Raw genomic sequence first — 14,143 nt, 5'->3', positions numbered from 1 at the left:
CTGTTGACGGCGTGGCGTCGCTGACTACATGAGCGCAGGCAAGGGGAAGGGGCTCAGCATGCAGATCCGCGATACGGCCGCCGGCTATGGTCTGCCGACGCGCGCCGTTCATTGGATAATGGCGGTGGCCATCATCGGCATGTATGTGCTCGGCCTCTGGATGGTCGAGTTGAACTATTACAGCCCCTACTACCAGAGCGCTCCAAACCTGCATCGCAGCGTCGGCATTCTACTTCTCATTCTTCTCACCATCAGGCTCGGTTGGCGGTTGGCGAACACGCATCCGGCCGACGATGAGCTGTCGCCGATCGAGCGCTGGGGCTCGAAAATCGTGCACTGGGGTTTCTATCCGTTGCTGTTCGCGCTGATGGTGAGTGGCTATTTGATGTCGACCGCGGACGGACGCCCGGTCGAAGTGTTCGATTGGTTCAGCGTGCCGGCAATCATCGAAGACAAAGGTATGGAGAAGACCGCCGGCGAAATTCACGAGACGCTGGCCGACATCACCATGATCGTCGTGCTGCTGCACGTGATCGCTGCCCTGAAGCACCACTTCTTCGACCGCACTCGCATTCTTACGCGGATGCTGTCGGGGCCTAAGAAGAACTAACTCAATCCACCAACAGGAGCCGTTCTCATGAAGTTATCCGCCGGATCACTCGCGTTGATCGCAGCGCTATTCTCTGTTGCACCGGTGAGCGCCGCCGACTACGTGATCGACACGGATAAGGCGCATGCCTCGATCAACTTCCGCATCAAGCATCTCGGCTTCAGCTGGCTGACGGGTCGCTTCGACAAGTTCAAGGGTACGTTCTCGTTCGACGAGGCGAACCCGGAGGCATCGAAGGTCAAGGTGGAGGTCGACACCGACAGCGTCAACTCCAACCATGCCGAGCGCGACAAGCATCTGCGCGGCAAAGACTTCCTCGATACGTCGAAATTCCCTACGGCAACTTTCGAGAGCACGAGCGTAAAGCTCGACGGCGACAAGGCGACGATCAAGGGGAACCTGACGCTGCACGGCGTAACCAAGGAGATCACGATCGAGGCAACGCGTGTAGGCGGCGGCTCGGATCCTTGGGGTGGTCAGCGCCAAGGTTTTACCGGCACCACGACGCTGCCGCTTAAGGACTTCGACATCAATTTTAATCTTGGTCCTGCATCTCAAACGGTCGAAATGGCTCTCGAAATCGAGGGTGTTCGGCAATAGGACACGTCTGCGCTCCGGACACACTTGGCGTTAACTGAACAATCGTTCTGGGACGCCAAAGCGCGTAAAGCTCTTCTCGCGGAAAAGGACAGGTAACGCGGTCTGTGGCAGCTTTGCCAGCCGCGCGTTCGTGGTTGCTGCGCGGAACTCGCAAGCATCACGGTCGCGCGGCTATGTCGTTATCCCGTCCGGAGTATGAGTTTGTCAGCCGTGCCGACGTCAACAGCATGGGGTGGTGAGCGTGGCGCCGAAGAGGCGCCGCGCGTGCATGTGCCGCCGTCGCTTCGGCTGATACGGAAGCTGCGCGAGCAGGATGCCCGCGGCGAGAAGGCTATCGCGCTGGCGCAGGCCGGGATCGCCTTATTTGTTCTGGTTCTGCACACGACGGGGCTGCGCGGCAGCTTAGGAGCGCTCGATAAGTGGGTCCTGTGGGCGCTTGTCGGACTCGTCTGCAGCTCCGCGGTGCGCTGGTGGCTGGCAGATAGGCGGCCGCTGCCGGAGCACAGCCTCGATCTGCTGAGCGTTGTCGATGTCGGCATCGTTCTGCTGCTGATCTGGAGCTATCAATTCTCCTTCGGTCATCCCGCGTCGGGCGTGCTGAAGGCGCCCGGTTTCGTGCTCCTGTTATTGCTGGTGGGCGTGCGGGCGTTGCGGTTCCATCCGCGTCCTGTTGTCGTCGCTGGCGTCTCGGCCATTATCGGTTGGAGCCTCATCGTCTGCGGCGCGGTCATTTCGGACGGCTGGGAAAACGTCACGAATGATTATGAGCAGTACCTGACGTCGTTCCGGATTTTTCCTGCCGCCGAGGCCGAGCGTCTCGTGACGCTAATAGGTCTCGTGATAGTGCTCGCTGCCGGCGCATATGGTGCGCGACGCGTACTCGGCAGGGCTGCGCATCTCACGGACTATGGCGAGGCGCTGGAAGCAGCGCAAAGGCACCTCGAAGCATCGGCGCGTGCAAGGTCCGAAGCAGAGATGGCTCTGGCAGCGCTCGACCGGCGTGATGCGGAGCTGAGCGAGCAGAACAGGCTGTTCGACGCTGCGCTTTCGAAGATGTCTCAGGGCTTGTGCATGTTCGACCAGGACCAGAGACTGCTCGTCTGCAACACGCGCTACGTTGAGATGTACGGCCTGTCGAGTGATCTGGCGCGGCGTGGGACGCCGTTTCGTAAGATCGTTGAAAGCCGGATTGCGAATGGGCTTTACAATGGACGGGACGGCGAAGCCTATCTGGAAGAGCGCTTCGCATCCGTGCGCGAGGCGGTAAGGCATACCAAAGTGCACGAGCTTAGTGATGGGCGCATCATCGCCATCACCCACGCGCCGCTCGACGGCGGCGGCTGGGTGGCGACGCACGATGATGTCACGTATCTGCGCAGGATCGAGGCGCGGCTGTCATACATGGCGCGCCACGATACGCTGACCGACCTGCCAAACCGGGCACAGCTGCGCGAGCGGCTCGAGGAGTTGCTCGCGGGTGAAGGCGCTGGCGCGCGCGGCAGCGTCGGTGTCGTGCTGTTCGAGATCGATCGCTTCAAAGAAATCAATGACACGTTCGGCCCGTCTGCGGGCGACACCTTGTTGCAGAACGTTGCGCATCGCTTGCGTCGCCGGCTAAACGGCGTGGACATGATCGCGCGCATTGGCGGCGACGAGTTCATTGCGCTGCAGATTTCTGACGACCCGATTGGCGAAGCCGACGCGTTGGCCAAGCGACTGCATGAAGTGCTCGGCACTTCGTTCGACATCGATGATCATCCGATCTCGATCTCGATCAGTGTGGGCGTCGCCATCGCGCCGGTTGATGGCGACCAGCCAGACGAGCTTCTGACGAACGCAGACCTTGCATTGGCGCGGGCCAAGCGCGAGGGACCAGGCAATACGCGCTTCTTCGAGCGGGATATGGACGCACGCATGCGTGCCCGGCACAAGCTGGAGCATGACATGCGCATCGGCCTGAGTGAGGATCAGTTCGAACTGTATTACCAGCCGCAACTCGACCTTGAAACCGACGAGATCGTGTCGTTCGAGGCGCTCCTGCGCTGGAACCATCCCGAGCACGGTGTCATCGCGCCGGGTGAGTTCGTTACGCTGGCGGAGGAAACAGGCTTCATCGTTCAGCTTGGGGACTGGGTGCTGCGGCGTGCGTGCGCGGACGCTGCAACGTGGCCGAAAGGTATTCGTGTCGCGGTGAATCTATCGATTGCGCAGTTCCGTTCGGGCAATGTGCGCCAGTCGGTGATTGCGGCACTCGCTGTCTCGGGGCTGTCACCCAATCGGCTGGAACTCGAAATCACTGAATCGGTACTGATGTACGATGTTGGTGGTGTTGTCTCTGCCTTGGAAGAGCTGCAGGCGATCGGGGTGGGTGTTGCTCTCGACGATTTCGGTACGGGCTTTTCGTCACTTGGCTATCTGACCACCATTCGCTTCGACAAGATAAAGATCGACAAGCACTTCATTCGCGATCTGGAGAGCGAGTCGGGAAGTGCGCTCGCTGTGTTGCGCTCGGTCGTGGCGCTGTCGAAGAGTTTGGGAATTGCGACCCTCGCCGAAGGGATCGAGACTGCCGAGCAGTTGGATCGCGTGTGCGCTGAAGGGTGCTCTGAGGCGCAAGGTTACTACATCGGGCGGCCGGCGGTCGCGGCCGACGTTGCCGGCATTCTTGCGCGCTCGTCCGGTGTTCACCGCCGCGCGTCGTCCTGAGCGCTAGTCCTCGTCCTGCGTATCGGTCCAGGGCCAAGCTTCTTCAGCGCTGCTGCCAAAATCAAACAGGTCGAGACTGATGATCGGTGCGGGGTCGGGATCTCCGACCGATTGCCGGGGTGGTTCTTCAGGCTGCTGGGTCGGCAGGGCGAGCTGCACGATACGCGCGCCATGGGCCTGGGCCGCCGCAAGCGGGATCAAAAGCAGCGCAATCAGAGCTGATCTGTTCATGCCGGGCCCCATCAAACATTGGCCCGATGAGTAGACATCTACCCCTTTAACGAAGGCTCGTGGAGAAGGATCTTAGTTAAAGCAAATGCCGAGCTGTGCGGCATAAGGAGCAGTTCCAAGTCGGGCGCTGAAAAGCCTTAGTGCGAGGGAATTCTCCCAGAAGGAGGGTGGCCGGATGCATGACGGGACGAGCCAAGTGCGCTGGGATGCGCGCTTTCGCAGCGAGGCACCTGTAGTCGCCGGCGGCATCACGCTGGTGCTGTTTCTCGTGTACGGCCGCGTCTGGCTGGCGGATCCCAGTCAGCTTATCGAGCGCGGCGTTCTGTTCGTCTGGTTGCTGGCAGCGATCGCGGTTTGCATCTTTGGTGTCGTGCGCCACGCCGATGCGCTGGCGGAGTTGCTGGGCGAGCCGCTCGGCACGCTGATCCTCACCGTGTCGGTGATCGTCATCGAGGTGTCGCTGATCGTCGCAGTGATGCTCGAGGGCGTGACTGATCCGACGCTGGCGCGTGACACCATGTTTTCGGTCATCATGATCATGATGAATGGCATGGTGGGACTGTGCCTGCTGGCGGGTGGCCTGCGCCACGTGCAACAGGAATACAATCTCGAAGGCGCGCGTGCCTATCTGGCGGTATTGATCCCGCTATCGACGATCGCCCTGATCTTGCCGCGCACGACTGAATCTTCGGCAGCGGGCGGTGGTCTCAATGCTTCCCAGGCGACGTTGTTCTCGCTCGCTTCGCTGGTGCTTTATGCGATCTTCCTGGCGTTGCAGACCATGCGGCATCGCGGGTTCTTCGAGATCAAGTACGACGATGCGTGCGAGCCGCCAGCAAGGCTCGATGGCGAACGTCAGTCAATCGGGAAGCATGCGCTGCTATTGCTGCTGACGCTTTTGCCGGTGGTGGGTCTGGCGGAATATCTGGCGGTTATAGTGGAGCAGGGGATCCATACACTTGACGTGCCTGCGCCGGTCGGCGGTACGTTGATCGCGGCGCTCATCTTGGCACCGGAGAGCATCACCGCGTTTCGGGCGGCCCTCGCCAACCGGCTGCAGCGTTCCATTAACCTGTGCCTTGGCTCGGCGCTGTCAACGCTGGCCCTGACGGTCCCGGTCGTTTTGATGATTGGCCTTGCGACGCAGCAGAGCATCACGCTGGGGCTCAACGATGAGAATATCATTCTGCTGGTTCTCACACTGACCGTGAGTATGCTGACGTTTTCAGGGGCGCGAACCAACGTCCTGCAAGGGGCAGTGCATCTGCTGCTCTTCTTTTGCTACGCGGTTCTGATATTCAACCCGTAGTCTAATCGGGCGCGGAAGGCATTATTTACGCTCCGGTCATAGGGTTCGGCGGTGTTTGCCGGGAGATCGCAATGGCGCAGGCCGTTTTAGATACTGCTCAGACCGTCGTTGACGCCGAGGCGCTGGAAATCTTTCAGAGCCAGTGGGATATCTATCGGAAGTTCCTGAAGCACGACTACCTGTCGAACCGGGAGGCGTGTGCTGTGCTACGCCAATTCCTGGATGTCGACGTTGCTCGGCCGTTCCGCATTCTCGACCTGGCCTGCGGGGATGCCAGCGGGATTATCGGCGCGCTGCACAAGACGGACGTGGCCGAATACCGAGGCGTGGATCTATCGGCGCCGGCCCTCGCCCTGGCGGCGGAGAGCCTCGCCAATTTGGACTGCCCCGTGACGCTGGTTGAAGCGGATTTCACGAAGGCACCGAGCAAAGACAAGGGTGGCGAGGATATCGTCTGGATCTCTCTGTCGCTGCACCACCTCGCCACCGACGATAAACGCAAATTCATGCGTGACGTGCGCGCGAGCCTAGCGCCCGGCGGTGCATTGCTGATCTACGAGCCGACACGGCGGGATGGCGAGGACCGGGACGCGTACCTCGAAAGGTTCGAGGACATCGGGCGAGCCAACTGGACTGAGCTTTCGCCGGCTGAGTTCAGCGAAGCACTGAAACACGTGCGGGCGTGCGATTTGCCGGAGACGGTATCGGATTGGCGGCGCCTAGGCAGTGAATCTGGCTTCGCGGCGATTCAGGAGCTGTATCGGTCGCCGACTGATCTGTTCAGACTGTTTCTCTACCGGCCCTGAAACGACGTCAGCCTGGCCGCCTGGCGATAATGGCGACCGTCTCGACGATTTCCGGAAAGATGCCTTCCCGAGTGATCGAGAGCATGCGGCCGCGCACGGCGTTCTCGTAAGCTCTGCGGCCGTCCTCGCCGAGCGCTGCTGGCGAGTTGGCGGAGAACGACAGTGCACGTGCCACGACCTCGTCGAGTGGCGTCAATCGCTTTTCGAATACGGAGATGGTCTCGACAACGCTAAACGGGCTGCGCAAAAGCACGCTCTGATGCGCCTCCCAGTCCTTGCCCTTGCGCCAGCGATAGAAGTCATCGAAGCGGCCGTGTCCGGTGCGCAGCTCCTCGAAGGCATCGTGCCATTTCAGCTCGGGAGCGGGATGCAGCTCGGTGTTGACGAGCGCAATGCTGCCGGCGGGGGCAATGAGCGTATCGAGACGCTGCAACGTCGCCTCGCGATCCATCCAATGGAAGGCGCGCGCGATGGTGACGAGATCGAGCGGAGCGAGAGCGCTATCGAGATCGAACGATGTGCCGACGCGCCAGTCGATGACGGCGCCGGCATCTTTCGCGGCGGCTTCGGCCGTTGCGATCATCTCGGGATCGATGTCGATGCCGATGGTGGTGCCGGCATATCGCGATAGGGGTATCGTCAGAGATCCGGGGCCGCAGCCGAGGTCGAGCACGCGCGAACTCGGGGTGAGCTTCGTCTCGTCGGCCAGCTTGGCGATGAGCCGATCCGAGTAGCGCGGGCGCCCGCTGACATAGTGCGGGATCGCCGATGTGAAGCGGTCGGGAATGATGGGGGCAATCTGGGCCATGTGGTCCCTGGCTATCGCAATCCTAGCGGTTAGGTAGGCAGTGCCGGGTGCACGCGCAAACCGCTTCGACCGAATTCACAAACGAATATGCCCGCCCGGACGGACCGGGCGGGGCAAAAAGCCACCGATTTGACAGTTGGTCGCTTAGGCCGTGGCGGCCTTGGCGCCGCGGCGCAGGCCAGCTGCCTTCTTCAGGCGCTTGCGGCCAGTGCCGGTGTTGCCCTGGTTACGAGTCTTTGCCGTACGCGGAATGGCGCGACGGGCCTTCTTCTTGCGGGTTTCGACGTTACGAAGGCTGCGAGTGCTGCTCATGGGTCACCTGATCGGGCGTTCATCAAAAGGGGATGGGCGCCGCAGCCAGACGGCCGGCGGAGCGCGAGCGGCTCCTCTAGGTCTTTTTGGCCTGCGGCGCAAGTGCCCGCGGGCCCTGGTGACATAAATCCGTAACAAGACTCCCTTAGCCGGTCCGGTCGGACGGACGATAACGCCGGATGCGGCGATAATAACGACAGACAGGGAAGCATGGCCTCAACCCAGGACGTCATTGCCGCCGAGGATGCCCCTCTGCGGCGCGAGCGCAACCAGCGTCTGCGCCAGGCGGTGCACCGGCACAAGGCTACCTCGCGCCAGGGAATACAGGAGCGGCTGTTTACGCTGGCGTTCAGCGGGCTGGTCTATCCGCAAATCTGGGAAGACCCGGTCGTGGATCTCGAGGCGCTGAGCCTCAAGGAAGGCGAGAGCCTCGTCGCGATCGCTTCGGGCGGCTGCAACGTGCTGAGCTATCTGGCGTCGGCGCCGGTGCGCGTTACCGCGGTCGACCTCAATCCGGCGCACGTTGCCCTCAATAAGCTGAAGGTGGCGGCAATCGCGCATCTGCCGGACTATGAGACGTTCCGCGCGTTCTTCGCCGAGGCGAACCGTGCTGAGAACCTCGAGGCCTATTCGGTGTTCCTGCGGCCGCACCTCGATGGGGTGACGCGGCGTTACTGGGATTCGCGCGACCGCATCGGCCGTCGCCGCATTGGTTACTTCCGTTCGAACTTCTATCGCCATGGCCTGCTCGGCAACTTCATCGCGGCCGGGCACATCCTGGCGCGGCTGCACGGCAAGAACCCGCGCCGGCTTCTCGTTGCGCGCGATCGCGGCGAGCAGCGGCAGATTTTCGAGCGCGAACTGGCGCCTCTGTTCAAGAAGCGGCACATTCGCTGGCTGCTGGACAAGCCGTCGGCGCTGTTTGGCCTGGGCATTCCGCCCTCGCAGTTCGAGGCGTTGAAGGGCAAAGAAGCCAGCATGGCGGACGTGCTGCGCCAGCGTCTGGAGCGGCTCGCCTGCGACTTCGACCTGAAAGACAACTATTTCGCCTGGCAGGCATTCGGCCGGCGGTACGCGACCAACATGCGCGCGCCGCTGCCGCCTTACCTGCAGCCCGACAGCTTCGCCAAGCTGCGCAAGCGCGTCGAAGACATCCAGGTCGTGCATGCCTCGTTCACCGAGCATCTGGCGGCTCAGCCGGCGGGCTCGGTGGATGCCTACGTGCTGCTCGATGCGCAGGATTGGATGACGGATTCGCAGCTCGGGGCGCTGTGGAGTGAGATTGCGCGGACAGCGAAACCGGGCTCGCGCGTCATCTTCCGCACTGCGGGCGAGGAAACGATCCTGCCGGGGCGCGTGCCGGACCGGATCCTGTCGCGCTTCACCTACGATCGCGACCGGTGCCGTGAGATGACCGCCAAGGACCGCTCGTCGATCTACGGTGGCTTCCATCTCTATACGTTTGCCGGCTGACGGAGGCGCTCGTGGCGCACACTGATGCCTCTGCCGCCGAGCACATGGATGCGATCTACCGCTATCAGCGGTACATCTACGATCTGACGCGCAAGTATTACCTGTTGGGGCGCGACCGGCTAGTTGGCGAACTTGCGCCCCCCGATGGTGGCAGCGTTCTGGAGGTCGCGTGCGGTACGGGGCGCAATCTCATTACCGCGGCGCGGCGCTATCGCCAGGCGCAGTTTTACGGGTTCGACATCTCCAGCGCGATGCTGGATACGGCGCGGGGCTCGATCGAACGTGCCGGGCTCGGCGGTCGGATTCAGATTGCACACGGGGATGCCACGGCCTTTGAAGCCAATAAGATGTTCGGCGTGGCGACATTCGACCGCGTTTTCATCTCCTATGCGCTGTCGATGATCCCGCCATGGCGGGGCGCGTTGCAGCAGGCTCTCGCCGCGCTGGCTCCAGGCGGGCAACTCTTTATCGTCGACTTTGGCAATCAGGCGCGGCTGCCGCGCTGGTTCAAGCGGGCTCTGCGCCGATGGCTGGCGCAGTTTTCGGTGACGCCGCGCGATGATCTTTCGACCGAGCTCGAGAAGATCGCGGCGATGCCGGGCTACAAGGTGAAGCGGATGGCGCTTTATCGCGGTTATGCGGTCTATGCGGTGGTGACGCGCACGAGCTGAGCCGGTCTCAGGCGGTCAGCGCGCGCACGATTATGCCTGGCAGAAGCAGCACACCGGACCAGATAATGGCGCCGATCACGCTCGCCGCGGCGAACGTCGCGATCGGCAGCCCTTCAGCTCCTGCAGCAATCGGAATGAGGGCGCGGCGCATTCCGGTGACTTTGCTGGTGACCACTGCGACCAGACCGGAGGCGCGCAGGGTCTCGCGCGCCGGAGGGATGCCCTTGCCGTGGTCATTGACGAACCAGGCGTCGGCGAAACGGCCGTTCGCCTTGGCGCCTTCGCGGTAAAAAAACAGGTCAGCACAGACTGCGCCTATGGCCCCGGCAATAAAGATGGGCCAGAAGCCGCCGTCGGCATACAGGTGCACGCCGCCGACGAAGGCGAAGAGGAGGAGTGTCGGCACGAACAGCATCGGCAGCGCGACGCCGTTGGCAAAGGCGAGGGCGAACATGATGAGCGCGACGATCGCCTCGTTCTCGCGCATGAACGCGAAGATCGCGTCCTGATTGTTGACAAACAGGACGGGCCAGAGGATCACCCAAACCGCCCAGATGAAAGCGCTGGCGAAGTTGGCGATCTGGAAGGGGATTTGCGGCATGGCGAACATGCCGGCGACAACTGGGATGACCGCCCGCACCGGTCCGACGAAGTGGCCGAGGAAGACGCTCCAAAGGCCATGCTCGTTGAAGAATTCCTCGCCTCGGGGGATCAAACCCGGATGGGTGGTAAACGGCCATATGCCTTCGATGCGATCCTTGAAGTGGTAGCCCACCCAATAGGAGATCGCGTAGCCGATGACGCCGCCGAGGCCGGCAGCGATGATGGTCGGGATCAGGATCGGCCAGCCGACGCCGCCCGCCGCTAAGAGGAAGGCGAGACCGGTGAGGATCGCCCAGCCGGGCCAGACGATGGACAGGAAGCAGAGGGATTCCCCAAGGGCCACGATGAAGGCGATGGGGATGGCCCAACCCTCGCTCTGCTTCACCAGAGAGAGGACCGTATCGACGAAGCTGTCGGTCATTGGAATGCTCTCAGGGGAGTTGCGGAGGGTTGGATACTAGGCAGGCGGCGGACATTGGTCAGCCACGCTTGCAACGGCGCTTCATCTCAGTGCTCAGCTCGCGCGAAACTTCACTGGCGAGCATTATGCCGCGCGATACCTGCGCAGGGGTGAGGTTGTTAGCCGCGCGCAACACGCCAGGGGCGCGGTCGGCTTCGTTCTTGCCGTGCGCCAGCTCATCGCAGGAAAGCTCTTTCTTCTTGCTCTTGAGGGCGAACAGGCGGACCCCCGAGGCATAGGCCTCGGCTGGGGCATGGGCTCTGATCCACGAACGGTCGTTGTCGTCGACAAGATAGCGCAGCGTGCGCTGGCGTTTGGCGACGCAATCGCTGGAATCGTCGACGCACGTGAGGCCCGAGCTGGCGCCGGTGGTGACGTTGGGACCGGTACAACCGACAGGTGCGATAGGGACGAACAGCATCAGCAGGACCGGCAGGTTCCGGCGGCGCTCGCGAATCATTCTTGCTCCCTTGTCGGCACGCCACTTAAGCCCGTAGAAGGCCTCCATGGCCGCGTCAAGGCGAAACACGGGCGGCCAGGCGAGGAGGCCCAGAGATGACGCACGCGATCCGTATTCACGGGACTGGCGGTCCCGAGGTGCTGACCTGGGAGGCCGTCGAGGTTGGGGAGCCCGGCCCGGGCGAGGTGCGTATCCGGCAGACTGCCATCGGCCTCAACTACATAGACACTTATCACCGGAGCGGGCTCTATAAACTCGCCGTCCTGCCGGCGGTGATCGGCATGGAAGGCGCGGGGCGGGTCGAGGCGGTGGGGCCAGGCGTCAGCGAGTTCAAAGTGGGCGATCGCGTGGCGTACGGAACGGCCCTCGGTGCCTACGCCGAGGCGCGGGTGATTGCCGCCGACCGGCTGGTGAAGCTTCCTGACAGCATCAGCGATGCCACAGCCGCGTCTATCATGCTGCAGGGGATGACCGTCCGGTATCTGCTGCGCGAGACGTATCCGTGCACCGCCGATACGGTGATGCTGTTCCACGCGGCTGCCGGTGGCGTGGGGCTGATCGCCTGCCAGTGGGCGAAAGCGATCGGTGCGACGATGATCGGCACAGTGGGCAGCGATGAAAAGGCTGCGCTCGCCAAGGCAGCCGGATGCACGCACGTCATCAACTACCGTACGGAAGATTACGTCGCGCGCGTGCGTGAGATCACGGGCGGGGCGATGTGCGACGTCGTCTACGATGGCGTTGGCAAGGATACGTTTCCATCCTCGCTCGACTGTCTGAAGCCGAAGGGATTGTGGGTAAGCTTTGGGAACGCGTCTGGGCCGGTGCCCGCGTTCGACATGGCATTGCTGTCGGCGAAGGGATCGCTATTTGCGACGCGCCCAACCTTGATGACCTATACGGCGCGGCGGGAGGATCTCGTCGCCAACGCGGCCGACCTTTTCTCAATGATCGAGAAAGGTGCGATCAAGGTCGAGCCGAGCCGGAGCTACGCTTTGCGTGACGCTGCACAGGCGCACCGCGATCTCGAAGCGCGGCTAACGACGGGTTCGATCGTTCTCATTCCGTAAATGGTCGACTTGTCTGCGATTATGGTTAGCCGCCGGTTACCATGACGGTGAACGAACGCTTGCGGCTTGCGCAGAAGCGAAGCGTATGCGCCGAATTGAGGCGATACGGGCGCGCGCGTTCATGCATCGGATACTTGGCAGTTTACCAAGTTTCATTGCTCACCTGACATTCTCGTAAGCATAGCTCGAGCGGCATAGCCGCAGTGTATGTGAGTACGGGCGGGACAGGTAATGGCACGGCTACAGATAGCTGCACACGGAATCGAGGAGAGCACCGACTACGGCTCAACGCCGGATGCTCTTTTCCAACTCGGCCTTAGGTATTGCGTAGGCCGGGATGTGGATGTCGACCTCGTAGAGGCGCACAAGTGGTTCAATCTCGCGGCGATGCGCGGCAACGACGATGCCAAGCACTACCGGTCGGATATTTCGCGCGAGATGTCGAGGGTTCAGATCTCACGCGCACAGCGCCTCGCGCGTGAGTGGCTGACACGCCACTGAGGCCTCGTCCGGCTAGGCGATGAGACCAATGATTGCGCTGCGGACGGGTATGGTCCGCCGCAACCATGGTCTCGCGATCAGCAGTCGCCGAAGAACGAGGTTACGCAATCCCAAGACTTCTTGACCGCATGGCCGACGGCCTTGCCGGTGTCGGAGACAGCCTTGCCAGTCTGGTTGGCGAGGTTCTCGACGGCATCTGGCTTGTGTTGGGGCTGAGCGCCGTCGGGTGCAACGGCGGACTGTTGTGGCGGGCCTTGGGCAGGTTGCGGTTCGGGTGGAACTGCAACTGGAGCCAGCGGCTGTGTCGTGCTCGGCACCATGGCCGGCGACGATGGGGGCGCAGCCGGCATCGGTTGCGGCGTGCCCGTCTCCAGGGGTGAAGCACCCGGATCGCCCAACGTGAACATGACAGTGCGCGTCTCGCCGGGGCATGGCGTTGCCTGGCCGCGGGCGGCGCTGCAACTTGCGTGGCCGCCAGCCTTGGCAAGCTCTGTGATGCAAAGGAACTGGCCGCGCGATGAGCGGGCGGCGGGGGATGCCTCGCCACCGATCACGCAGCGATAGGTGGCATCCGGGCCACTGCAGGTGACGCAGTATTCCTGCGCCGAGGCACCTTCTATCGGTGCCAAAGTCAACAAGACCGCCGCGAGGGGGATGAGCCGCCTCAGCATAGGTGATACCCCAAGGTCTGGCCGCTTCCGGCCTTATTATTGATCCCGCCAGGACGATGCGGCGGGCGGCGATGGGCGTCAAGAGCCGGAAGACTGCGGAAGCACTGTTTACCCGCCTTGCAATCGAACGACACCGCCTCTATTAGGGGCTGCTCTGGAGCTGTGGCCGAGAGGCTGAAGGCGGCGGTTTGCTAAACCGTTATACGCTTGTAAAGGCGTATCGAGGGTTCGAATCCCTCCGGCTCCGCCAACCCTATTTTTTGCCTTATAAATCAAGGACTTAGAATCCGTTCATGGAATTGTGAGGAAATTCAATGGTGTGACTGGACCAGCCCTGGATTTTTTTTGGAGCAGATTTGGACATGCGCTTCCGCGCGCATGCGGCACGTGCCGTAGAGTTACGCAGTTAGACCTGCCAGTTCGAAGGAGAGCCACGAAATCGAACGGGCCGGTGATGCACTCCGGCAGCTTTTCTTTGTTCGTGCATCGGCGTCTTTGGTTTACTCGCGAGACCGCAAATGTGGGCGGCTGCGCGCTTCATCGGCGCAGAACGTCGGCTCCGGCGATGCAACCCGAAGCAAGTCTGTTCCGGGAGTGGTCAAAGTTTATAAGGACGTCATCGACGTCAGACGGCGCTCAGCATCGGATGCGAGTACGTCATACAGAAGCTGACTTCGACAAGGACGCTTGGCGCTTACCGCTGTCGAAGAGTTGACGGACGCTCCGTCCCATGTGTGGACATCGGGTAATCGCGGCGGAGCATGATCCTCCATAGTGCCGCGGTCAGAGCGCTATTGCTCGGCTCTTCGCACATCGGAGGCTGCTCGATGACCTGCTATGTCGGATTGGACG

At 62.1% G+C, this 14,143-nt stretch carries 15 protein-coding genes and 1 tRNA gene; 10 read left to right on the top strand and 6 right to left on the bottom strand.

Translation table 11 applies throughout. The annotated features are described in order from the left end of the window. Window positions 1–58 precede the first annotated feature (58 nt). From NDB2M4_RS06170 to NDB2M4_RS06160, 3 genes are all read left to right on the top strand, one after another. Complete coding sequence (locus NDB2M4_RS06170) at window positions 59–610, top strand: cytochrome b (RefSeq protein ID WP_072373223.1); 552 nt, start codon at window positions 59–61, stop codon at window positions 608–610. A 27-nt stretch (window positions 611–637) separates the two neighbouring features. After that, window positions 638–1,210: a YceI family protein gene (locus NDB2M4_RS06165; protein WP_072371998.1), complete on the top strand. Its 573-nt coding sequence runs from the start codon at window positions 638–640 to the stop codon at window positions 1,208–1,210. Between the two features lie 210 nt (window positions 1,211–1,420). Continuing rightward, a complete protein-coding gene (locus tag NDB2M4_RS06160) occupies window positions 1,421–3,916 on the top strand; it encodes a putative bifunctional diguanylate cyclase/phosphodiesterase (RefSeq protein WP_171988040.1) in 2,496 nt (831 codons plus the stop codon). A 3-nt stretch (window positions 3,917–3,919) separates the two neighbouring features. Here NDB2M4_RS06160 and NDB2M4_RS06155 read toward each other — a convergent pair whose 3' ends face one another. Beyond that, entirely contained in the window at window positions 3,920–4,147 is a 228-nt protein-coding gene (locus tag NDB2M4_RS06155) for a hypothetical protein (RefSeq protein WP_072371992.1), read from the bottom strand. A 175-nt stretch (window positions 4,148–4,322) separates the two neighbouring features. Between NDB2M4_RS06155 and NDB2M4_RS06150 the strand changes: the two genes are divergently transcribed. Further along, complete coding sequence (locus tag NDB2M4_RS06150; RefSeq protein WP_072371989.1) at window positions 4,323–5,456, top strand: calcium:cation antiporter; 1,134 nt, start codon at window positions 4,323–4,325, stop codon at window positions 5,454–5,456. Between the two features lie 71 nt (window positions 5,457–5,527). Beyond that, entirely contained in the window at window positions 5,528–6,262 is a 735-nt protein-coding gene (locus NDB2M4_RS06145) for a class I SAM-dependent methyltransferase (RefSeq protein WP_072371986.1), read from the top strand. Between the two features lie 7 nt (window positions 6,263–6,269). Here the strand turns inward: NDB2M4_RS06145 and NDB2M4_RS06140 are convergent, their stop codons facing one another. Both NDB2M4_RS06140 and NDB2M4_RS20165 read right to left on the bottom strand, forming a co-directional pair. Further along, window positions 6,270–7,070, bottom strand: coding sequence for a class I SAM-dependent methyltransferase (locus NDB2M4_RS06140; protein ID WP_072371983.1), 801 nt, complete (start codon window positions 7,068–7,070; stop codon window positions 6,270–6,272). A gap of 144 nt (window positions 7,071–7,214) precedes the next feature. Beyond that, on the bottom strand, window positions 7,215–7,382 hold the full coding sequence (locus NDB2M4_RS20165) for a hypothetical protein (protein WP_171988039.1): 168 nt from the start codon (window positions 7,380–7,382) through the stop codon (window positions 7,215–7,217). A 210-nt stretch (window positions 7,383–7,592) separates the two neighbouring features. Between NDB2M4_RS20165 and NDB2M4_RS06135 the strand changes: the two genes are divergently transcribed. Further along, the gene (locus tag NDB2M4_RS06135) at window positions 7,593–8,855 is read left to right on the top strand and encodes a BtaA family protein (RefSeq protein WP_072371981.1); all 1,263 of its coding nucleotides are present in this window, start codon (window positions 7,593–7,595) and stop codon (window positions 8,853–8,855) included. Between the two features lie 11 nt (window positions 8,856–8,866). Next, the gene (locus tag NDB2M4_RS06130) at window positions 8,867–9,526 is read left to right on the top strand and encodes a class I SAM-dependent methyltransferase (RefSeq protein WP_348533032.1); all 660 of its coding nucleotides are present in this window, start codon (window positions 8,867–8,869) and stop codon (window positions 9,524–9,526) included. 7 nt (window positions 9,527–9,533) lie between these two features. Here NDB2M4_RS06130 and NDB2M4_RS20160 read toward each other — a convergent pair whose 3' ends face one another. Both NDB2M4_RS20160 and NDB2M4_RS06120 read right to left on the bottom strand, forming a co-directional pair. Further along, the gene (locus tag NDB2M4_RS20160) at window positions 9,534–10,550 is read right to left on the bottom strand and encodes a DedA family protein (RefSeq protein WP_072371975.1); all 1,017 of its coding nucleotides are present in this window, start codon (window positions 10,548–10,550) and stop codon (window positions 9,534–9,536) included. 58 nt (window positions 10,551–10,608) lie between these two features. Beyond that, window positions 10,609–11,049 (bottom strand): hypothetical protein, encoded by a 441-nt coding sequence (locus NDB2M4_RS06120; protein WP_139247120.1) that lies wholly within the window; start codon window positions 11,047–11,049, stop codon window positions 10,609–10,611. 95 nt (window positions 11,050–11,144) lie between these two features. On the opposite strand from NDB2M4_RS06120, the gene NDB2M4_RS06115 reads away from it, so the two are divergent. Both NDB2M4_RS06115 and NDB2M4_RS06110 read left to right on the top strand, forming a co-directional pair. Beyond that, window positions 11,145–12,119 carry a quinone oxidoreductase family protein gene (locus NDB2M4_RS06115; RefSeq protein ID WP_072371972.1) on the top strand — a complete coding sequence of 325 codons (975 nt, stop codon included), beginning with the start codon at window positions 11,145–11,147 and terminating at the stop codon, window positions 12,117–12,119. Window positions 12,120–12,350: 231 nt separating this feature from the next. Continuing rightward, window positions 12,351–12,620 carry an SEL1-like repeat protein gene (locus tag NDB2M4_RS06110; RefSeq protein ID WP_072371969.1) on the top strand — a complete coding sequence of 90 codons (270 nt, stop codon included), beginning with the start codon at window positions 12,351–12,353 and terminating at the stop codon, window positions 12,618–12,620. Between the two features lie 77 nt (window positions 12,621–12,697). On the opposite strand, the gene NDB2M4_RS06105 is transcribed toward NDB2M4_RS06110, so the two are convergent. After that, the gene (locus NDB2M4_RS06105) at window positions 12,698–13,291 is read right to left on the bottom strand and encodes a hypothetical protein (protein ID WP_072371966.1); all 594 of its coding nucleotides are present in this window, start codon (window positions 13,289–13,291) and stop codon (window positions 12,698–12,700) included. Window positions 13,292–13,447: 156 nt separating this feature from the next. Between NDB2M4_RS06105 and NDB2M4_RS06100 the strand changes: the two genes are divergently transcribed. Then, window positions 13,448–13,541 (top strand) — tRNA-Ser (locus NDB2M4_RS06100). The last annotated feature ends 602 nt before the right edge of the window (window positions 13,542–14,143 follow it).

This window comes from Hyphomicrobium sp. NDB2Meth4 (assembly GCF_900117445.1).
In the GTDB taxonomy this organism is placed as follows: Bacteria; Pseudomonadota; Alphaproteobacteria; order Rhizobiales; family Hyphomicrobiaceae; genus Hyphomicrobium_A.
This window is presented reverse-complemented; position numbering and strand designations above follow the sequence as displayed.